This is a genomic window from Acinetobacter equi (assembly GCF_001307195.1).
Classification (GTDB): Bacteria; Pseudomonadota; Gammaproteobacteria; order Pseudomonadales; family Moraxellaceae; genus Acinetobacter; species Acinetobacter equi.
In genome coordinates this window covers 1,354,402-1,374,795 of record NZ_CP012808.1, presented here as the reverse complement: position 1 = coordinate 1,374,795, position 20,394 = coordinate 1,354,402, and the positions used below count along the sequence as shown (strand labels likewise).

At 35.4% G+C, this 20,394-nt stretch carries 20 protein-coding genes and 1 tRNA gene; 6 read left to right on the top strand and 15 right to left on the bottom strand.

Features of this window, described 5'->3' with window-relative positions:
• Positions 1–452: 452 nt before the first annotated feature.
• Positions 453–539 (bottom strand) — tRNA-Leu (locus tag AOY20_RS06430).
• Positions 540–719: 180 nt separating this feature from the next.
• On the opposite strand from AOY20_RS06430, the gene queA reads away from it, so the two are divergent.
• From queA to secF, 6 genes are all read left to right on the top strand, one after another.
• Complete coding sequence (gene queA / locus AOY20_RS06425) at positions 720–1,757, top strand: tRNA preQ1(34) S-adenosylmethionine ribosyltransferase-isomerase QueA (RefSeq protein ID WP_054581096.1); 1,038 nt, start codon at positions 720–722, stop codon at positions 1,755–1,757.
• Positions 1,758–1,949: 192 nt separating this feature from the next.
• The gene (locus AOY20_RS06420) at positions 1,950–2,375 is read left to right on the top strand and encodes a hypothetical protein (protein ID WP_054581095.1); all 426 of its coding nucleotides are present in this window, start codon (positions 1,950–1,952) and stop codon (positions 2,373–2,375) included.
• 224 nt (positions 2,376–2,599) lie between these two features.
• Positions 2,600–3,727, top strand: coding sequence for a tRNA guanosine(34) transglycosylase Tgt (gene tgt, locus AOY20_RS06415; protein ID WP_054581094.1), 1,128 nt, complete (start codon positions 2,600–2,602; stop codon positions 3,725–3,727).
• Positions 3,728–3,829: 102 nt separating this feature from the next.
• Entirely contained in the window at positions 3,830–4,159 is a 330-nt protein-coding gene (yajC, locus tag AOY20_RS06410) for a preprotein translocase subunit YajC (RefSeq protein ID WP_054581093.1), read from the top strand.
• A 54-nt stretch (positions 4,160–4,213) separates the two neighbouring features.
• On the top strand, positions 4,214–6,112 hold the full coding sequence (gene secD / locus AOY20_RS06405; protein WP_054581092.1) for a protein translocase subunit SecD: 1,899 nt from the start codon (positions 4,214–4,216) through the stop codon (positions 6,110–6,112).
• Positions 6,113–6,123: 11 nt separating this feature from the next.
• Positions 6,124–7,092 (top strand): protein translocase subunit SecF, encoded by a 969-nt coding sequence (gene secF / locus AOY20_RS06400; protein WP_054581091.1) that lies wholly within the window; start codon positions 6,124–6,126, stop codon positions 7,090–7,092.
• Between the two features lie 43 nt (positions 7,093–7,135).
• Here secF and AOY20_RS06395 read toward each other — a convergent pair whose 3' ends face one another.
• The 14 genes from AOY20_RS06395 to AOY20_RS06330 form a co-directional block, all read right to left on the bottom strand.
• Positions 7,136–7,777 carry a 4'-phosphopantetheinyl transferase family protein gene (locus AOY20_RS06395; RefSeq protein ID WP_054581090.1) on the bottom strand — a complete coding sequence of 214 codons (642 nt, stop codon included), beginning with the start codon at positions 7,775–7,777 and terminating at the stop codon, positions 7,136–7,138.
• 94 nt (positions 7,778–7,871) lie between these two features.
• Positions 7,872–8,306: an excinuclease gene (locus AOY20_RS06390; RefSeq protein ID WP_054581089.1), complete on the bottom strand. Its 435-nt coding sequence runs from the start codon at positions 8,304–8,306 to the stop codon at positions 7,872–7,874.
• Positions 8,307–8,388: 82 nt separating this feature from the next.
• The gene (locus AOY20_RS06385) at positions 8,389–9,612 is read right to left on the bottom strand and encodes a beta-ketoacyl-ACP synthase (RefSeq protein ID WP_054581088.1); all 1,224 of its coding nucleotides are present in this window, start codon (positions 9,610–9,612) and stop codon (positions 8,389–8,391) included.
• Positions 9,612–10,337, bottom strand: a complete 726-nt coding sequence (gene fabG, locus AOY20_RS06380; protein WP_054581087.1) for a 3-oxoacyl-ACP reductase FabG — start codon at positions 10,335–10,337, stop codon at positions 9,612–9,614. The genes AOY20_RS06385 and fabG overlap by 1 nt, the downstream gene beginning before the upstream one ends.
• Positions 10,338–10,350: 13 nt before the next feature.
• The gene (locus AOY20_RS06375; RefSeq protein ID WP_054581086.1) at positions 10,351–10,770 is read right to left on the bottom strand and encodes a hotdog family protein; all 420 of its coding nucleotides are present in this window, start codon (positions 10,768–10,770) and stop codon (positions 10,351–10,353) included.
• Complete coding sequence (locus AOY20_RS06370) at positions 10,767–11,963, bottom strand: beta-ketoacyl-[acyl-carrier-protein] synthase family protein (protein ID WP_054581085.1); 1,197 nt, start codon at positions 11,961–11,963, stop codon at positions 10,767–10,769. The genes AOY20_RS06375 and AOY20_RS06370 overlap by 4 nt, the downstream gene beginning before the upstream one ends.
• A complete protein-coding gene (locus tag AOY20_RS06365) occupies positions 11,953–12,504 on the bottom strand; it encodes a DUF3261 domain-containing protein (RefSeq protein ID WP_054581084.1) in 552 nt (183 codons plus the stop codon). The genes AOY20_RS06370 and AOY20_RS06365 overlap by 11 nt, the downstream gene beginning before the upstream one ends.
• Positions 12,494–13,792, bottom strand: coding sequence for an NAD(P)/FAD-dependent oxidoreductase (locus AOY20_RS06360; RefSeq protein WP_054581083.1), 1,299 nt, complete (start codon positions 13,790–13,792; stop codon positions 12,494–12,496). Before AOY20_RS06360 ends, AOY20_RS06365 begins: the two co-directional genes overlap by 11 nt.
• Positions 13,793–13,810: 18 nt before the next feature.
• Positions 13,811–16,132: an MMPL family transporter gene (locus AOY20_RS06355; protein ID WP_054581082.1), complete on the bottom strand. Its 2,322-nt coding sequence runs from the start codon at positions 16,130–16,132 to the stop codon at positions 13,811–13,813.
• Positions 16,107–16,697: an outer membrane lipoprotein carrier protein LolA gene (locus tag AOY20_RS06350; RefSeq protein ID WP_227510384.1), complete on the bottom strand. Its 591-nt coding sequence runs from the start codon at positions 16,695–16,697 to the stop codon at positions 16,107–16,109. The genes AOY20_RS06355 and AOY20_RS06350 overlap by 26 nt, the downstream gene beginning before the upstream one ends.
• 53 nt (positions 16,698–16,750) lie before the next feature.
• Positions 16,751–17,170 (bottom strand): acyl-CoA thioesterase, encoded by a 420-nt coding sequence (locus AOY20_RS06345; RefSeq protein WP_054581080.1) that lies wholly within the window; start codon positions 17,168–17,170, stop codon positions 16,751–16,753.
• 2 nt (positions 17,171–17,172) lie between these two features.
• Positions 17,173–18,717 carry an HAL/PAL/TAL family ammonia-lyase gene (locus AOY20_RS06340; RefSeq protein ID WP_054581079.1) on the bottom strand — a complete coding sequence of 515 codons (1,545 nt, stop codon included), beginning with the start codon at positions 18,715–18,717 and terminating at the stop codon, positions 17,173–17,175.
• Between the two features lie 2 nt (positions 18,718–18,719).
• The gene (locus AOY20_RS06335) at positions 18,720–19,646 is read right to left on the bottom strand and encodes an LpxL/LpxP family acyltransferase (protein ID WP_054581078.1); all 927 of its coding nucleotides are present in this window, start codon (positions 19,644–19,646) and stop codon (positions 18,720–18,722) included.
• A complete protein-coding gene (locus tag AOY20_RS06330) occupies positions 19,646–20,383 on the bottom strand; it encodes a glycosyltransferase family 2 protein (protein ID WP_054581077.1) in 738 nt (245 codons plus the stop codon). The genes AOY20_RS06335 and AOY20_RS06330 overlap by 1 nt, the downstream gene beginning before the upstream one ends.
• Positions 20,384–20,394: the final 11 nt, after the last annotated feature.

The following is a 20,394-nucleotide window of genomic DNA, read 5'->3' as shown; positions in this document are numbered from 1 at the left end:
TAACAAAAAAAAACACATGACTCAACACTAACAATGAAAGTATATTGACCTATTGTTTAACTTTTATTAAAAATATTTTTTTGTTTTTCCTAAATATTTAAAATATAAATCAAATACAATCATCTAATTTAATCACTATAAATCAAATCAATCACGCCAACAAAATCAACATAACCACACAGAAACACAAGCATGTAAAGCTTTCAGATTTTAAGCATCACTTTAAGTTGTATTTCATCTTTTAAAAATCACATGATTTACAAAACTATTCTATACTTTTAGTAAAAATATAAATTCATTGAATTTATATACAAAAATATACAAAAAGAATAGGAATAATAAAAACAACTTTTTATATGAGAGAATATTCATTTATCTTTTATAAGATTTTTATTCTGAATTTTAGGCATAAAAAAACCCAAGACTTAATATGCTTGGGTTTTTTTTAATCTTGGTCCCGAGGGTCGGACTCGAACCGACACGTCATCTCTGACAGCGGATTTTGAGTCCGCCGCGTCTACCAATTTCACCACCTCGGGAAGGTGTTGAGGCGTATATTAAACTGTTTAGAGCTGTTGTCAATCCTAGCTCCCCACATTTGTCTATTTTTAAATCATTTTATTTTTTTTTGCCTTAACAATAAACAAATCCATCTACTTTGTTTAAAAAGGCATATACTACGTGGTATTTCCAAATCTCAGTTATTTACGCGCGTTATCATGCAACTTTCAGATTTTAATTTTGATCTTCCTGATGAGCTTATTGCTCGCTATCCTTTAAAAACTCGTAGTGCATCTAGACTTTTGCATTTAGATGCAAATGGTACATATCATGACCATCAGTTCACTGATATTTTAGATTTACTTTCACCAGGTGACTTACTTGTTCTCAATGATACAAAAGTAATGAAAGCTCGCCTTAAAGGAAAAAGAGCAACGGGTGGTGCTGTTGAAGTACTCGTAGAACGAATGCAAGATAAGTTTATTGCTCATTGTCATATTAAAGCGAGCAATTCACCAAAACCTGGTGCTGAACTTTTTATTGGTGAAGATCAAGTAAAAGTTACTGTTCAAGGACGTCACGAAAATTTATTTATTGTTGAGTTTTCACAGCCTATTTTAGATGTACTTGATCAATATGGTAGCCTCCCTATTCCACCATATTTTAATCGTGAAGCTGAAGATATTGACACTGAACGTTATCAGACCGTATTCAATGATCCTACGAAATTAGCTAGTGTTGCAGCTCCTACAGCAAGTCTACATTTTGATGAAGTCTTACTTAAAAAATTAGAAGAAAAAGGTATTAATAAAACCTTTGTTACATTACATGTTGGTGCTGGCACCTTCCTTCCTGTTCGTACAAATGATATTGAAAATCATATTATGCATAGCGAATGGTGTGATGTTTCAGATGCCTCAATGCAACTCATTAAAGAAACTAAAGCACGTGGGAATAGAGTCATTGCTGTAGGTACGACTGCAACACGTGCCACTGAAAGTGCTGCTCAAGCCAATGGTGGTGAACTTAAAGGCTGGACTGGTGATACACAAATCTTTATTTATCCTGGTTATGAATTTAAAGTGGTTGATCGTTTAATTACCAACTTCCACTTACCAGAATCAACACTTTTGATGCTTGTTTCTGCTTTATCGAATCGTGACAATATTTTAAATGCCTACAATCATGCAGTGACTGAAAAATATCGTTTCTTTAGTTATGGAGATGCAATGCTAATAGATAATCAAGCAAAATAATGATGTAAAAGCCTTTAAGCCTAAAGAATAAATTCTGATCCTTTAGGCTTAATATTATAATTTAATTAAAAAAAATATTTCAAATTATTAAATAATAAGCCCTATTTATTACTTCAAATTTGTATATATAATACCCAGATAGATATAACCATATTCGCTATATTAAAAATTAATAAAAACAGGATTATCCAAATGATTAATAAGATATTTTTTATTTTATGCATTACTTTTTTATTGCATAACACAGCTCAAGCAAAAGGATTTTTTATTATCAATACAGGAGATGAAATGTTTCCTGTAGCAGCATTTCCTCAAGAAATTATAGAACAAGATGAAGATTTTAAAAACTTTCAAGTTGGGTATAAATGTAGTCACTTTGGCATATTATGGGCAGATTTTAGAATTTGGGATTGCTCACTTGTCGGAATTAATCCAAGTGAAAAAGATACCTATTATGAATTGCCAGAAGTTGTCACAGAATATTTAAAGTCTAAACCAGAATTTCAAGAAGATAAAATGCAACGCAATTTTTGGAATAAATTTGGAATGTATATTCTGATTCTAATAATTGTTGGCTACTTTTTTACACGTTTTAGAAAATCATCTTCATCTGAATAATAACTAATTTTGATCTGCTACAAATTACATTAACCTCTGCATTTTGTAGCATTATTCAATGAAAAAACATGTCTTATCTTTCATATTTTATTCATTATTTATTTTAAGAATTACAGCTTTAAAACAGTTTAAAGCTAGCCTTTAAAGCCATAATCAAGGAAAATAGAGAACTTTTAGCATTAACAATCAGCGAACTGTTTTTTCGCCTCGATTTCGGATTTTTTATGAAGTTTGAAAAACTAGGTCAGTCGGGTCGTGCTCGACGTGGTCGTTTAACCCTTGCACATGGTGTAGTTGAAACACCTGTATTTATGCCAGTTGGAACATACGGTACTGTAAAAGGTATGCTTCCACGCGATATTGAAGAAATTAAAGCCCAAATTATTTTAGGCAACACATTTCATCTTTACTTACGCCCAGGTTTAGAAGTCATTAAAGAACATGGTGGCCTCCATGAATTTATGAAATGGAATAAGCCTATTTTAACTGACTCAGGCGGCTTCCAAGTTTTCAGCCTTGGTGCAATGCGTAAAATTAAAGAAGAAGGTGTTACCTTCCGTTCTCCTATTGACGGTTCAAAAGTATTCCTTTCTCCTGAAATTTCAATGGATATTCAACATACATTGAATTCAGACATTGTGATGATTTTTGATGAATGTACACCGTATCCTGCAACACATGAAGAAGCACAAAAATCATTGCAGCTTTCTTTGCGTTGGGCAAAACGTTGTAAGACTCAACATCATGATGAATTAAAAAATACCAATGCACTATTTGGGATTATCCAAGGTGGTATGTATGAAGATTTACGTGATGAATCTTTAAATGGATTACTCGAAATTGGCTTTGATGGTTATGCCATCGGTGGTTTATCTGTAGGTGAACCTAAAGAAGAAATGATCAAAGTCTTAGATTACCTTCCTGCAAAAATGCCTGAAGATAAACCACGCTATTTAATGGGCGTTGGTAAACCTGAAGATATTGTTGAAGGTATTCGTCGTGGCGTAGATATGTTTGACTGCGTAATGCCATCTCGTAATGCCCGTAATGGTCATTATTTTGTTACGGATGGTTTAGTTCGTATTCGTAATGCAAAATATCGTCATGATCAAAGCCCTCTTGATCCACATTGTGATTGTTATACCTGTCAAAACTTTACACGTGCCTATTTATTCCATTTAGAAAAATGCGGTGAAATGCTAGGTTCAATGTTAGGCACTATTCACAATCTTCGTTATTACCAACGCTTTACTGAAGATATTCGAAATGCATTAGATAACGGAACTTTCGATGCATTTGTGGAAGACTTTTATAAACGTCGTGGCTTAGAAGTCCCTCCATGCCCACAATAATATCGTTCAGCATTTGCGCTGAGCTTAAAGACCATGTAAATTGCTATTCAACCAATTTATGAATCATATAGTTAATTACTAATTTTTATTTAGGAAGATCAAATGAGCCTTTTTATTGCTACTGCTCATGCAGCTGGTGAAACAGCACAACAACCTGGCCTAATGGCTAACGTATTAATGATTGCTGTTTTTGTTGCAATTTTCTACTTTTTAATCTGGCGTCCTCAATCAAAACGCGCAAAAGAACATCGCTCTTTAATTGAAAGCCTAGGTGTTGGTAGTGAAGTTGTTTTTGCTGGTGGTTTAATGGGGAAAATCACTAAAATTGAAGGTGATTTTGCAGTTGTTGAGTTAAGTCGTGGTGTAGAAGTGAAAGTTCAACGCGCAAGTGTTGTTTCAGTTTTACCAGAAGGTACTCTCAATAGTCTTTAATCAAAAAATAGTCGTGCTTTTGGCACGGCTACTTTCATTTTAAGAAGAAAATAAATGCGTTACCCAGCATGGAAATATCTACTTATCATTGTTGTTTTAGTGATAAGTACTTTATATGCCCTGCCAAGTTTGTATCCAGATGAACCTGCTGTTCAAATTTCCGGTGCCAAAGCTGGTACTCAAATTGATCAAAGCATCTTACAAAAAGCAGAGCAAATTTTAAAAAGCGAAAAAATTGCTAGTCACGATAATACCTTTACCAATAATGCCGCACTTTTGCGTGTTGATAGTTCAGAAGCACAATTAAAAGCGAAGGAAGCATTACGTCGTGGTTTAGGTGATGACTATGTTGTTGCTCTTAACTTAGCTCCAACCACTCCAGAATGGCTACAAAAAATTGGTGCTAAACCAATGAAACTCGGCCTCGACTTACGTGGTGGTGTTCACTTCTTACTTGAAGTGGATATGGATAAAGCAATTGCACAACGTATGGAAACATCCACTACGGATCTTCGTCGTCAATTCCGCGATAATAAAATTAAATTTAATAGTTTATCTTTAAACAACAATACGATTAACGTTCAATTCGCGAATACATCAGATCGTGAAGCGGCTATGGATTTCTTGCGTCGTAATGGCAATGAATATACTCAGCAAGCTGTTGCAACTCCTGAAGGTGCAACATTACGTTTAGCGTATACACCAGCACGTAAGCAAGAAATTGAATCTTATGCTGTCAACCAAAACTTAACAACTTTACGTAATCGTATCAATGAATTAGGTGTTGCTGAAGCGTTAGTTCAAACTCAAGGTAGCAATCGTATTGTTGTTGAATTACCTGGTGTTCAAGATACAGCTGAAGCAAAACGTGTTTTAGGTCGTACAGCGAACTTAGAATTCCGTTTAGTATCTGACTTAAATGATCAAACAATTGATCCTTACACAGGTCAAGTACAAGGTGCTGTTCCTCCAGGAACAGAAGCTTTTGCTTACGAGTCTTTAGACAGCGGTCGTCAACTATTGTTAAACCGTAACCGTATTTTAACAGGTGAACGTGTTCAAAATGCATCTAGTGGCTTTAGCCAAGATACTGGTGGCGCTGAAGTAAATATTACTTTGGATTCTGCTGGCGGTAAGCTTATGGCAGATGCTACACGAAATGCTGTGGGCAAACGTATGGCTGTTTTGTTTATTGAAAATAAACAAAAAATTAACTACGTACAAGATCCAGAAACAGGTGTTCAAACTGAAGTTCGTACACCATATACAGAATCTGTCATTATTAATGCTGCAACGGTTCAAGCTGTATTAGGATCACAATTCCGTATTACAGGTCTAAGCTCTCCTCAAGAAGCTGCTGAACTTGCATTAATGCTTCGTGCTGGTGCTTTAGCTGCGCCAATGTACTTTGTTGAAGAACGTGTAATTGGCCCTAGCCTTGGTCAAGAAAACATTGATAAAGGTGTATTGTCAACTCAAATTGGCTTCTTACTCGTTGCGATTTGGATGGTGGTATTCTTCCGTCTATTCGGTATCATTGCCAACTTTGCGCTTGTCTTTAACTTAGCCATGATTTTAACAGTCATGTCTTGGATTGGTGCATCACTTACATTACCTGGTATTGCAGGTATCGTAATTACCATTGGTATGGCCGTCGACGCCAACGTACTCATATGTGAGCGTATACGAGAAGAAATGAAATGGGGTGCATCTCCAAAACAAGCCATTGTGGCGGGTTATGATCGTGCATATAACACCATTTTTGACTCAAACTTAACAACTTTCTTAGTTGCATTTATCTTATTCGCTATCGGTACAGGTCCTATTAAAGGCTTTGCGGTAACGTTAATGATTGGTATTGTTTGTTCTATGTTTACTGCAATTACAGTAACTCGTGCAATCGTACAAATTATTTATGGTAAACGTCGTAACTTGAAAAAGTTGAGCATTTAAGGAGATCAAAAATGACTGAAAATACTCAACTCGATTCAAAACAATACGGACGCCCTGAAGAAGAACGCGTGATTCCATTTATGAAGATTGCTCTGCCTGCGGCTTTGCTTTCTATCGTTTTAACCATCGCAAGTATCTTCTTTATTGCAACCAAAGGATTAAACTTAGGCTTAGACTTTACTGGTGGTATTTCTGCCGAGTTAAACTACAGCCAACCCGTTCAATCTAATCAAGTTGTTAATGCGCTGACTCAAGCAGGTTTCCATGATCCTGTCGTACAAACTTTAGGATCTAACCAAGATCTTATGGTACGTATGCCTGTTCAAGAAGGCATGGAAGTTGAAAACCTTACTCAAATTATTAACACTGCTGTGCAATTGCCAAATAACACAGTTGAAGTAAATAAAGTAGATATGGTTGGCGGACAAGTAGGTAATGAACTTTATCTACGTTCGGCTGGTGCTGTTGCATTAGCACTTATTCTTATGTTGGTTTATGTCACTATTCGCTTTGAGTTTAAACTTGCGATGGGGGCTGTTTTATCATTATTCCACGATATCATTGTGACACTAGGTGTGTTTGCAATGATGCAATGGCCATTTGATTTAACAGTATTAGCGGCATTACTTGCGATTATTGGTTTCTCATTAAACGATAACATCGTTGTATCTGACCGTATTCGTGAAAACTTCCGTAAGATTCGTGGCGCAACACCGCTGGAAATTGTCAACATTGCTTTAACTGAAACCTTACGTCGTACCATCCATACATCTATGACACTTTTACTCGTTGTACTTGCAATGATGTTCTTAGGTGGCGATGGTCTTAAATGGTTCTCTGTTGCAATGTGTATTGGTGTTTTTGTTGGTACATATTCATCTATCTACATTGGTACAGCTTTCGCTTTATGGCGTGGTCTAAACCGCCAAGACTTTATTGTTCAAGTTAAACCTGAATTTGATGAAGAAGAAGTTCAATAAACCAATTTAAAACCAAATAAAGCTCATCTTCGGATGGGCTTTTTTAATGTGAAACAATTTCAATATTTGGCCATTTTTTTTCAGATTCACTTTCGCACTTTACCCATGCAACAGTTAGCATCATGTTATTGAATAAAAAATTTTGATATTGCAATGTACCTATCGCAGCATGATGACATTGACCCATATTCTGCTCTAAAGATACCTGTGTATCTAATTCATTTAAACTGATACGAATACCTAATCCAGATGCTTTTAAAACAGCCTCTTTTGTCGTCCAAACTTTAAACCAATATTCTTTTGAATAATCAGATAATTGCCATACATATAATTCATTCGGATGAAATGCATGTTTAGCCAATGCCTCATAACGAACTTGACGTGTTAAATCTTCAACATCAATACCAATATCGGCATAACTTTGACTGATTGCTAAAGCATAATTATTTTGACTATGCGTATGATTAAAAGCTAATTCTTCATCGTGAGTTAAATATGGTTTCCCCCACTCTGTTACACTGAAATCTTCATTTAAAATTTCTTTATTTAAAATTTGGCTCAAATGCTTATTTCTTAGTTGATAAATTTCATTTTTTTTATACAAATTAAAACTTCGAATATCAGTAAAGTCTGTTTTATTTTTCAACAAAACTTGAGCTAGAGGATAAGTAAAAATGGTCATCATCTGCTGTTTTCTCCTTTCATCCAACTCAATATAAAAAAGACTTCCCCATATCGCATCATGAAAGAAGTCTTTTTATTTTTTAAATAGTTAAACTTTAAAATTTAACTAAATCACCTTTTAAAGCAACACCAGCAAGTGCCGTTCCTTTAGCACATTGATAAGTCGTTGTGCTTTTGGTTTCTTTGGCTTTGTAATAACTGACAATATTCGTTACTGCATTTGCACCTTTTTCCTTTGCTGTGTTTTGCAATTGAATTAATGCTGAACGTAATACATGATCACAAGATGATTCAGCTGATTTTGCAAAACCATTGGTTTTTTTATTTGTAACTGCCCCTTGCTCAATCATTTTACCGCCAGATTTCGTACCTGCTAAATAAAATTTAACTGAGCCATCTAAAGTTCCATCTGCTACAGCTCGGCTTACAGCATCTTGAAAATTATAATCGTGCATCTTATCTGCTGCTTGTGCAGTAACAATTCCACCCATAGATAATGCAACAAATAGTGAAACTTTTTGAATAAACATCATTTTATTCCCTTAACCCCTTGGTTTTATATGTCTTAACGCTATAAAGCAGCGAAGTATACGTTTTTGTTAACCTTCACTTTTACATCATTTTTTTAAACAAGAGCGATGTATTAATTCCACCAAAGGCAAAATTATTACTCATCATCACATCTGTTTTAATCTCACGAGATTGTCCTACAATATAATCTAAATCACCACATGCAGGATCAATTTCATCTAAGTTTAGTGTAGGAATAAACTGTTGGCGCAATAACATTTCTATACCAAGCCATGCTTCAATAGCACCACAAGCACCTAATGTATGTCCAAAATAACTTTTCAAAGAGCTAATCGGCTTTTTACCTAAAATAAAAGCAGTTGCTTGTGTTTCAGCAATATCACCTTGATCTGTAGAAGTCCCATGTGCATTTACATAGCCAATTTCATCAATGGAAATATTGGCATCTTTTAATGCTAATTCCATACAACGCCCCATTGTTTCTGAGTTTGGACGCGTTACATGCTGACCATCAGTATTACTACCATAACCGATAATTTCTGCATAAATAGTTGCACCTCGTGCAATAGCATGTTCGTATTCTTCTAAAATTAACGTACCTGCACCTTCACCAATCACTAAACCATCTCGTGCTTTATCAAATGGTCGTGGTGTTTTTTCAGGATGATCATTTTGCACACTTGTTGCGAGCAGCACATCAAACACCGCTGATCCTGCTGCACTAATTTCTTCTGCACCACCTGCAATCATTAATGTTTGCTTGCCATATTTAATTGCTTCATATGCCTGACCAATTGCCATTGAGCCTGATGTACATGCACTAGAAGTTGGTAATGTCAGCCCTTTTAAACCAAAATAAACCGTCATATTCACAGCACTGGTATGCGACATCATTCGAATATAAGTCGTTGCATTTAGCTGATTCATATTGTTATCGAGTAGCATTGCACCAAACTCTTTAACCGCATCTACACTACCAGCAGATGAACCATAAGCAACACCCGCCTCACCACTTGAAAGGATTGGATGATTTAACAATCCTGCATTTTCTAATGCTTTTTCTGCACTAATAACAGACATTAAAGCAACACGTCCCATTCCACGTGTCACTTTACGGTTAAAATGCTTTGGAATGGTAAATGAACTCACAGGAGCACCCAATTTACTTCGTAAATCGGTATAAACAGCCCAATCTGACATATAACGAATGCCACTTTTTCCTAATTTAAACTGTTCAAAAATTTGATCTGCCGTTTCACCTAATGATGTGATTCCTGACATTCCTGTAACGACAACACGTTTCATTAAATCAGCCCTCCATTGACTGAAATCACTTGGCGGGTGATATAACTTGCATCATCACTACATAAAAATCTTACCACTTTTGCAACTTCTTCAACTTGCCCCATGCGTTGCATTGGAATCATTTTTAATGCGTGTTCTTTGACTTCTTCTGTCACCATTTCTGTTTCAATCAAACCCGGTGCGACACAATTAACCGTAATTTTTCGCTTTGCAAGCTCCAAAGCAAGTGCCTTAGTTGCACCAATTAAGCCTGCTTTAGCTGCGCTATAATTGACCTGCCCACGATTTCCCATTACGCCCGACACTGAAGAAAGCGTGACAATACGCCCTCCCTTTTTCATGCGAATCATTGGCATCATTAATGGTTTTAAAACATTATAAAATCCGTTTAATGACGTTGAAATCACATCATCCCAATCATCATCTGTTAATGCAGGAAAAGCTCCATCACGTGTTAAACCTGCATTTAAAACAACACCATAAAAAGCCCCAAATTGAGCTATATCATTTTCAAGATGCTGAATAATTAATTCACGGTCATTCACATCGAACATAAGAACATGACTTTCACGTCCAAGCATTCGTATTTCTTCGCATACCTGCTCTGCTTCTTGTTGTCTTGATCTTGCATGAACAGTTACATCAAAACCTGATTTTGCTAGTTCCAAAGCAATCGCTTTTCCAATACCACGGCTTGAACCCGTTACTAAAATTCTTTTATTCACAGTGATTCTCTAATCATTCCATTTCATCATTTGGTTCAAATACATTAATCATCGCGTTGAATACGTAGGTTTGATATTCAATTTGACAACTAAATTGCCCCAATCCTTCATGAACATAATTTTGTTCTACATGAATTTTAACTGTTTCACCCAATTCAAAAAAAGGAATGGGAAAAGTTAACTTTCTTGTACCTAATAAAAATCCAATTTTAGGTTTTCCACCTGTTTCTTTAGCTCGATGACCTGCATATGCACTGACCGTTTGCGCCATCAATTCAATACTTGTCCAAGTGGGTAAACCTTGTTGTTCACAAAACATTAAATCAGATGTAATGATTAATTCTGCAATAGCAGAAGTTTCATTCGCTTCTATAAGATGGTTAATAAAAACCATCGGCTTTTCGTGTGGAATAAATTGCAGTGCATCCATCATTTAGATAGTCCAAAAATCAAACTAATATTACTTCCACCAAAAGCAAATGAATTACTCATGACATATTGAATAGGCTGCGAATGATTTGAAGTCAAAATATAATTTTGATCATCTAAATCAGGATCAATCACGCCATCATGATGTAAAGGCAACCATGATTGATCTAATAAAACTTGGTGACAAATTAAGGCTTCAATCGCACCTGCTGCCCCTAAACAATGTCCAGTTTTATGTTTGGTACTGCTTAATGGAACATCATAATCTTTAAATACAGTTCTTACCGCATTAATTTCCATAGCATCATTTTGAGGTGTCGATGTTCCATGCAAATTTAAATAATGAATATCTGTAGCATTTAAGTTAGCTGTATCTAAAGCTTTTTGCATTGCCTCTGCCGCACCTCGACCTTCAGGATGTGGCGCAGATATATGCCAAGCATCCATTGATTCACCAGCGGAAAGAAGCATAACAGGCGCAGTTTCTTTTGAAATTAAAAACAATGCAGCTGCTTCACCAATATTAATACCATCTCGTTTAAAGCCACATGGTCGGCAAATATCATCAGATAAACTTTCAAGGCTATTAAAACCATTTAAAGTAAGTTTACATAAAGTATCGACACCACCAACCAAAACAGCATCGGCTAATCCTGCATGAATTAATCGTTGCCCTGCTGCCATCGCTTTTGCACTCGAAGAACATGCTGTAGAAATTGTATAAGCTGGTCCTTTCCAACCTAAATAAGATTGAATCGATTTAGCAAGACTGCCCATTTCTTGTTTTTCATGCCCAATTAATTTTGTACTCTGATTCAAAAAGTGTTGCTGAATTAAAGGTTCATTGGTTGAAATGCCAGATGTTGATGTTCCTAAAACAATGGCTAAACGCTGTGTCTCAAACTGAGATGTATAAGCTTTAACTTGTGCTTCAATTTTTTGCAAAGCCGTCAATGCAAAACGTAAATTTCTTGAATCTAAATACTTTAAATGATCTGGAACACTATCAACTAAAGCTGATTGATATGCTCCTACCCATACTTGCTTCTCTAAAATATAGTCTTTACTTGCTGTTAATGTCTGAGATTGCATAGTAAGTGATTGTCGAATTTGATCCGAACTCTCACCTAATGCAGATAATCCCACAGCATACTGAATACCAACTGCTGTTTGATTGGAATCAATTTTATTGAGCATTCAGCACACCATCACTTTCTAAAGCTGCATCAATTGGACTAATCATCATTAAATATGGAACCTGAATATTCTGTAACTCAACTTCATTCTCTTGTTGAGTGATTTTTAATACTGCTTGATTTTGTATCAATACCATTTTCATTTGATCTTGTTGTTCAATTTTTGCCTCTGTTAAATAATTTGGATAAGTTGCATACAATAAATCTCGTACAACATATTCAAATGGCAATAACTTCATTTGATCAATTCTTTGCTCTACTGTCACCTTTTCCCCATTAAATGACAGTTTAAATAATTGCTGACCAGTCAAACTGAGTGCAATCATGTCTAAATTTTTACCTTGCTGCTGTTGATACAATAAAAAGCTAAAACTTTTATCTTTCCATTGAACTTCAATTTGATCTTGGCGTAAATACGATTGATCCACCCAAGCTGTGGATTTCAAACCTTGAGCAGTAGGTATAAAACTTTGACACGCACTGCATAGCAGTGCGCTCGCCAATAAAATTCCAACAATTTTCAAATGAATTTTAGGTGACATCTTCCTGAGTTACTCGCTGCATTTGCTCTTGGCAATATTGTGAAATCACATGTAATCGTTGTTTCGCATTACGATGAATTGGATTTTCTTCATCCCATGCATAACCCGCTAAAAGTGAAGAAATCATCAGTCTAATTTTTTCTTCTTGATATTGAGAAAATACAACATCTTGAAATTCACCCGAATACCATGCTTCCACATAAGCACGGAAAACTTGAATGCCTTTACGAAGTGGTTTTTCATATTCTTCCATCCAATTTACCTCTTCCCCTTGTAGAACCTTTTCTACCAAAGGAACAACTAAACTTGATGATTTTAATGCAATCGTTACACCTGATGAAAATACAGGATCTAAAAACTCACCTGCATTTCCAAGCAATGCATAATTACGATCTGCAAGATGTTTTACGTTAGCAGAATAGCCAACTAAAGTTCGTACAGGCGTATCAAATTGAGCATTTCGAAGTACATGTGAAAGTGCAGGATCATCTGCCAAAATTCGTTTCAGTAATGACTCTAAATCATATTCTGTACTATGATCAAAACCATGTTTTTCAAAAAAGTCTTGTTCAGCAACCACACCAAAAGATGATCGACCATCTGCAAATGGAATTAGCCAATACCAAGCACGTGGATCTTTTTCATGTACGGTAATTAAGATTTTTTCACGATCAAAATCAGGATCATCTAAAATCCCATCTTCAATATGAGTAAATACCGCACGGCGTACTGGAAAATCAGATGGGCTTTCTAAATCTAAAAATTTAGGAAGTATGCGTCCAAAACCACTCGCATCAAGCAAAAACTTTGCTTGAATTTGATAGATTTCATCTTGTTCATTTTTAACCGTTAATATTGGCTGATGACTTTCTACATTAACCGCAATAACTTCATGCCCAAAGCGAATTTCTGCACCCATTTTTTCAGCTTGAGATGCAAGTAAATGGTCAAATGGCGCACGACGAACTTGCCAAGTTGTTCCAGGACCTTCACTAAATTTTTCTCTAAAATCATAAAAACTACGCTGTTTTCCTTTTAAAAAAGCCGCGCCATTTTTATATTGGAATGCAAATTCATCAACATGGTCACGAACACACTCTAATAGCCCTGCTTCTTCAAGAAAAACCATAGATTGTGGTAATAATGACTCGCCAATTGAAAACCGTGGAAAATGTTGTTTTTCAATAATCGTAACGTCATAGCCTTTTTTCTTTAATAAAGCGGCTGCTGAACTACCTGAAGGTCCTGCCCCAATAATCAAAATATCCGTTTGTTGTATAATGCTCATAAACCGTATGCCTTATGTTTAATTTTTTGTTTGATATTGTTCAATAACAATATGTTTTTCATCAGAAGTTGTAAACAAGGTTGCATAAACGAAAGCAAAAACAACCCCGAGTAAAACAGTTAATCCAAAGCAATGAATGGCATAAGTTTGGCTAAAAGCCAATAACCCGAAACCTAAAAAGGTTGACATCATACATAAGAATAAAGCCATACCAACGACTTGCGGATGATCATGTCCATGTCGATAAAAAATTGCGTAATCAACACCAATACCAATAATAAGAAATGTTCCCATAATGCTAAAAAGATTAATTTCAACACCAAGCCATGCCTGAATAGCAAAGGTTGTCATTAAAGCCATTGTTACGGGTAAAACCAATGGCAAAATTGATCTTCGTCCATATAGTGCACCTAAACCCACTGCTAAAATCACAAGTGCAGAAACAAGTAGCCACTGTGCATGTAAGCGATGTTCAGAGAAAAGTTCAGATAATTGATTTACAGGACGTAATAACTTGATCTCATTGGTTTGCAATTTTTCAACAGCATTTAAATCTTGAATATTTTGCAACATCACCAATCTTGTCGTTGGATTGATTTGCAAAAATGCCAATGGATGCGTTGAAAAAGCATTAAAATCGAAGATAGGTTGTTGCTTTAATTGTACTTGCCAAGTTTGAAGATCATTTACATCTAACTGCATTGCTTCTGCATAAAACGCTAATGTTCCACGTGGAATTTGTGTTAATAGTTGAATATTTTCTTTTTGTGTCTGTTCACTTGGTAGCCATTGAGCTAAAGACTGAAAACCTGCAAGCTTATTTTCGCTTTGAAGTTGCTGTAATTGCTGAATAAGCTTTTGTTCATTTAACAATAATTCAGCTGAATTTTTCCCATGTACAACAAAGTATTCACTTCCCTGCTGTTGGGCAAATTTTTCACGAATATATTGATCTTCTTGTTTTAAGTGTTGATCCATACTTTGTAAATTACGTATGTCATCATTACTTTGCAAAAAGAATAAACTGCTTCCCGTAACAACTATAATTCCCGCAATTAATCCATAACGTAAGTTTTTTTTGGATTGAACATAAGTCCGAATATTGCCAATAAATGCCAAGGTTCGAATTGCAGGTTCAGCGTTTAATGCAGGTAATCTTGGTAAAAGTAAAATGCTTGTAATCCATGCAGCAGTTAAACCAACCATTGAAAACACAGCAATCTGTTTAAATCCTGGAAATGGTGTAAAACTTAAAACGACATATGCCATTAAAGTTGTTAATAAACCAACAAATAAACTTGGCAACACAGGTTTAAGTACTGCAAATCCATCAACATTACGATGCTGTGACTGCATTGCCATAAAATAAAATGAGAAATCAACACAAACACCAATTAAGCTTGCGCCAAAAACTAAGGTCATTAAATGAATTTCACCAAAAATCCAATATGTCACAGCAAATGCCAATAAACAGCCTGTGCTAACAGCAATCATTTCCGTCAACATAGGACGTACTGAACGAAAGCCAAACCAAACGAGTAATAAAATACCGAGAGTTGAACCTACACCAATAGTCGAAATTTCATTTTTAGCAGAATTTGTTCCAAACTGAGCAAATAAAAGTGTTCCTGTCCAATGTGGATTTACACCTAAATTTGTCATTTTTTTATTAATTTGATCAATAAATACAGTCGTTTTTTCTTGATATTCAATATTATAAGGACTTTGCTTTAGCTCCAAAACAAATAGGCGAGAAATTCCTTGCTCATCTTTTAACGTCGCAAAACCATCTTCAAGCTCAATATTATGGGTATTAAGTGCAGCTAAGTTTGCAACATATCTTGGAAAAAATAAAAACGGATCTGAGTTTAATAAGTCTGCCGTTACAGGCATTCCAGGACTCATTAACTGAAGTAAACTTTGCTCTGCCAATGCATCATAATCGCCATCACGTAATAACTGACGATCACTTTCTGTCAATAAACCCACTTTATGTTGATACAGCATTCTTGCAAAAGCTTCACCATCAAACTGAGGTTTTAATGGATTAAATAAACCACTTTGATCTACCTGTTGTTTTAATGTCTGAGTTGCAACTTGAAGTTTTTCATCCGTTGCTGCATCAATCAGCAAAAAAATTTTATCATTAAGTTGATCACTTACATAATTTTGAGCTTGTTCAAGGCGTTCATCCTGATGAGTCTCTGGTAATAATGCAAAAATATTAGATTCAATATGAATCTCTTTTTTTAGCCATGCTACACCTAAAACTAATGCAGTAACTGTAAGTATAATGAGCCAAATTGCGGTGGCTTTATTTTGCCAATTGGAAAAGTTCATTCTCATTGGCCGTTAAAGTTTGAGGTTGTGATGTTTGCTGCGTAAACCGAATTGTAGTGCTATTTCCTGCTTTTTCTTGAATCACAATTTTATTTACATAACGTTGACCTTGTGCATCAACTCGATCAAACAGCTTCTTAAATAAATTACTTTTTGGCGTTAAAACAACATTCCATGCAGTTGGCGAATATTCTGCGGAAACTACATTAAAGTTTTTTGCCAAAGCCGTTTCATTTCCAGACATAAGCTGTAAAAACATTGTCGCAACAGAGCCATAAGGTGTTTTTTCAACTTCAATTTGGCTATACGTGCGCTGAGTTTTTTGAATCAATTTCTTTGGTGTAACAATTAAATCTGCTTTAACTGGTGTTTGTATTTGCCACAAAACACCTGCATTTTTAGAAAATAAAACAGTTCCTTTAGACACATAAGTTTTATTAAGAGAAGCTAATTTCTTTTGCTGTTCAAAATTTGCTCTTACCACTGGCATTGCAGATAATTGCTGAAATACCTTTTGTAATTCTACATTTTGAGCATGCACCGACATGATAGGTACTATTGCCATAGAGCTCGCTAAAGCTAAAATGGTCGATCGAAATAAATTTTGATACTTCATCTTTACTCTGCCTTAAACTCTGCCCAAGCATTTAAACGCTCAAACAGAATTTGTGGTGATTGATAACACATCTCTTTAGTGTGCATATCAACAGCCACTTGAGTGGTATAACCTTTGGTCAATCGCTTCCCAGATTTTGCATCAAAAATTTGATATTCAATTTTTAGGCGATTTTCCCATTCTTTTAAAGTCGCACGTATACGAATTTTTTGTTCAAACAAAATTCCATGTGCATAACGGACATGACTTTCAATAATTGGCCATGCATAACCTGAATCACGCATTTGCTTATAATTATAATCAAACTGATCTAACAGCTTACAACGCGCAATTTCAAAGTATTTCAAATAATGCCCATGCCAAACAACCTCCATGGTATCTACATCATGAAATGGAACTTCTATTATTACATCAGCATGCATCATCATTCCTTATTCTCAGTCAAAATTGAGCTTTGAATGAGTTCTAGATTTTCAAAACGATCGACCAACATCTGCAACTCTTTTCGTAATGGTCGATCTTCCTCTACATACTTGAAGCTTTGAAGAACCCATTGTTGAAATGCTGTTAAAACTCGACCTAATTGTGAATTTAAATTTTTCAATTTTACAGCTTGTACACTGGCACAACTTAAAGCAGCAATCACTTGTTCAGTTAAAAGAATCACTCGACTCGCATCTCGTGCTGCAATTGTTCCCATGCTTACTTTATCTTGGTTATGACATTCGGTTGAGCGTGAAAAAATAGAAGCTGCAACAGTTTGTTTTAGTGCTTCTGCTGTCCATGCAGAAACCCCAATTTGCACTGCTTTAAACCCATGATTTAACGGTAATCGATCTGCTGTTGATCCTGTCAAATTACGAGGCAGACCATTATTCATTTTATAATCAACAAGCTGTGCCAATTGACGATCCATTAAATCTGCAATATTGGCAATCATAATTTTTAAGCTATCCATGGCTTGTGCAATATGACCACCATAAAAATGCCCACCATGTAAAACTCGTAAATGAATAGGATCGATCAACGGATTATCATTACTGGAGTTCAATTCATTTTCAATAAATTGACGTAACCATGTTTTTGAGTCTTCAAATACCCCAATAATATGTGGTGCACAACGAAGTGAATAACGGTCTTGTAAACGAGAAGTTTGATGTTCTGTTTGAACTTGATAATTCAACCAATCACGTAATTGATGCGCAATATACTGCTGCCCTTGATGTGGTTTTTGTGCAAATAGAACTTCGTCAAAATGACTCGCATTACCTTCCAATGCCAATACATTTAATGCCGTAATATAAGTACTCGCTAAAGCAATTTGTTCCGCTTTTTTATAATTTAAACAAGCCAACGCTGTCATAACTGCAGTACCATTCATTAAAGCCAAACCTTCCTTTGGTCTTAATATCAAAGCCTGCATATTTTTTTCAGCATAAACATCTGCAATAGGAACTATTTTTCCTTGGTAGTACACATCGCGCTCACCTACTAACGCCCCTGCAATATAAGATAAAGGCGTTAAATCACCACTTGCACCAACAGAACCTTCAGATGGAATAACTGGTATTACATTTTCATTGAGCATCCATACCAAGCGTTCCAAAAGTTCAAATGAAACGCCCGAATAACCTCGAGCTAAAGAACATAAACGAGTAATCACAACTGCTCGTGCACTGACTAAATCGAGATTTTCTCCCAACCCACAGCCATGAAAACGAGAAAGATGTAAAGGAAGTTCATGTACCTGATGTGCTGGAATATTAACTAAACAAGAATCACCATATCCTGTTGTCACACCATAGATCACACCTTCTTCTTCTAATAATTGATCTAAAAATGCAGCACCTTTATGAATGAGTTCAACCCATTCTTTTGATGATGAGAGCTCTACTCTTTGTTCACCACGAGCAACAGCAATCACATCTTCTATCGTTAAAGATAATTCACCGATAATTAAGTGTTCCATTCTTATTTATTCCAAAATTTGTAAAAATTGAACCATTGATACGGCTCTTGCATACAGTGATATTCCAAAAGTGCTATAAACTTTTGTGTAAATTCTTTCATTGCCTCTAAACGTCCTTGCCTTGGCAAACTTACAATCGCAGCAATAGAATGAATATGAACTTGAATTTTTGCTTTTTTTCGATAACAAAATACAGCCAAAACTGGTGCTTTTAATAAATTAGCTAAAATCCAAGCACCTTGTGGCCAAGCTGCAATTTCACCTAAAAATGAAATATGTTGTACTCGATTTGACTCAACAGGTGTCCGATCTGCAGCAATAATAATCCACTCACCTTGAGCTAATTTTTCCTCAAGAATCATTGCTGTTTCAACACCTAGCTCATCTACAGCAATTAAATTTACATCAACATTTTTATTTAATTTTTTTAAAAATTGGTTAAATTTAGTCGCATGTTTCTGATAAACCAAAATATTTACTTTTTGCACATGCTCTGATTTAACAGCACGTAATAATTCAATATTTCCAAAATGAGATACCAATAAAATAGCACCTTTTTGATAATGCTCTCGAAAATGCTCATGACCATGTAATTCTAATTGGTGCTCAGGAATATGCCCTAACCAACCTTCAATTTTATCTAAAATACACTCGCCAAAAGCCATTAAATGATGGTAGGTATTTTTCAAAGAAGGTGCTTTAGAAAAAGGAGATTTTTCTTGTGCAAATTGATGTAAATTCGAAAGATATAATAAAGAAGCTTCACGTGCAATTTTAGAAAAAAGCCAATACCACAAAATGATAAAATACAAAACAAAACGGCATAACCATCTACCGCCAAATCGGTAAATTGCCAACATTATAAGCAATGGCAACATACCGCCACGCTCTTTAATATTGTTCCATTTTTCCGTATTTAATGCAGACATTACGACCCTTTTACTTTACGCGATAGTAATTGAGGGAGTCGTATTAACATCCCAAAGAAAAGGCGTGTATGCGCTTTACTGATACCAATATTATCTCTAAGTGCATTAAAGTGTGAAATTCCATTTTCAGGATAAATCACTTTGGTTGGTACATTAACAAAAGGAACATTATTCCATTTTAATCGCACTAAAATTTCAGTATCAAACCCCATTCGAAGCTGAAACTTTGCAGTATTTAAAAGATCAATTGTCGATGCTAATGGATAAATTCTAAACCCACACATACTGTCTTTAATCTCAAAAGATAAAGTATTAATCCAAACCCAAATGTGCGTAGCGTAACGTCCATATAAGCGCTTTTTCGGAACAGAATCATCAAACTCAGGTTGACCAATAATCATTGCTTCAGGATTCTGTTGAGATGCTTCTAAAAATTTTGAAATATCATCCCAACGATGCTGACCATCTGAATCCAATTGAATCGCGTGGCTAAATCCAAGTTTATAAGCATGTTGTATGCCTGTAATAACCGCCTGTCCCTTACCTAGATTTTGCGAATGTTCAATTAAATCCACACAGCTATGCTCTTGTGCAATTTTTCTCAAAAGATCACTACATTCGACATCACTACCATCATTCACCATAATAATAGGCAATTGATAATGTTCTAAATGCTCAACCAACGCGTTTAAATAATGGGGATGATTATAAACAGGAATCACAAAGCAATATTTCATAGGTAATCTCT

Excerpts from the sequence above, each read along its gene's own strand:
- AOY20_RS06330 (WP_054581077.1), bottom strand. The coding sequence starts at position 20,383 with ATGAAATATTGCTTTGTGATTCCTGTTTATAATCATCCCCATTATTTA.
- AOY20_RS06355 (WP_054581082.1), bottom strand. The coding sequence starts at position 16,132 with ATGAACTTTTCCAATTGGCAAAATAAAGCCACCGCAATTTGGCTCATT.
- AOY20_RS06340 (WP_054581079.1), bottom strand. The coding sequence starts at position 18,717 with ATGGAACACTTAATTATCGGTGAATTATCTTTAACGATAGAAGATGTG.
- AOY20_RS06365 (WP_054581084.1), bottom strand. The coding sequence starts at position 12,504 with ATGTCACCTAAAATTCATTTGAAAATTGTTGGAATTTTATTGGCGAGC.
- AOY20_RS06350 (WP_227510384.1), bottom strand. The coding sequence starts at position 16,697 with ATGGCAATAGTACCTATCATGTCGGTGCATGCTCAAAATGTAGAATTA.
- AOY20_RS06335 (WP_054581078.1), bottom strand. The coding sequence starts at position 19,646 with ATGTCTGCATTAAATACGGAAAAATGGAACAATATTAAAGAGCGTGGC.
- queA (WP_054581096.1), top strand. The coding sequence starts at position 720 with ATGCAACTTTCAGATTTTAATTTTGATCTTCCTGATGAGCTTATTGCT.
- tgt (WP_054581094.1), top strand. The coding sequence starts at position 2,600 with ATGAAGTTTGAAAAACTAGGTCAGTCGGGTCGTGCTCGACGTGGTCGT.
- AOY20_RS06395 (WP_054581090.1), bottom strand. The coding sequence starts at position 7,777 with ATGATGACCATTTTTACTTATCCTCTAGCTCAAGTTTTGTTGAAAAAT.
- secD (WP_054581092.1), top strand. The coding sequence starts at position 4,214 with ATGCGTTACCCAGCATGGAAATATCTACTTATCATTGTTGTTTTAGTG.
- AOY20_RS06375 (WP_054581086.1), bottom strand. The coding sequence starts at position 10,770 with ATGATGGATGCACTGCAATTTATTCCACACGAAAAGCCGATGGTTTTT.
- AOY20_RS06360 (WP_054581083.1), bottom strand. The coding sequence starts at position 13,792 with ATGAGCATTATACAACAAACGGATATTTTGATTATTGGGGCAGGACCT.
- AOY20_RS06420 (WP_054581095.1), top strand. The coding sequence starts at position 1,950 with ATGATTAATAAGATATTTTTTATTTTATGCATTACTTTTTTATTGCAT.
- AOY20_RS06385 (WP_054581088.1), bottom strand. The coding sequence starts at position 9,612 with ATGAAACGTGTTGTCGTTACAGGAATGTCAGGAATCACATCATTAGGT.
- AOY20_RS06390 (WP_054581089.1), bottom strand. The coding sequence starts at position 8,306 with ATGTTTATTCAAAAAGTTTCACTATTTGTTGCATTATCTATGGGTGGA.
- secF (WP_054581091.1), top strand. The coding sequence starts at position 6,124 with ATGACTGAAAATACTCAACTCGATTCAAAACAATACGGACGCCCTGAA.
- AOY20_RS06370 (WP_054581085.1), bottom strand. The coding sequence starts at position 11,963 with ATGCTCAATAAAATTGATTCCAATCAAACAGCAGTTGGTATTCAGTAT.
- AOY20_RS06345 (WP_054581080.1), bottom strand. The coding sequence starts at position 17,170 with ATGCATGCTGATGTAATAATAGAAGTTCCATTTCATGATGTAGATACC.
- yajC (WP_054581093.1), top strand. The coding sequence starts at position 3,830 with ATGAGCCTTTTTATTGCTACTGCTCATGCAGCTGGTGAAACAGCACAA.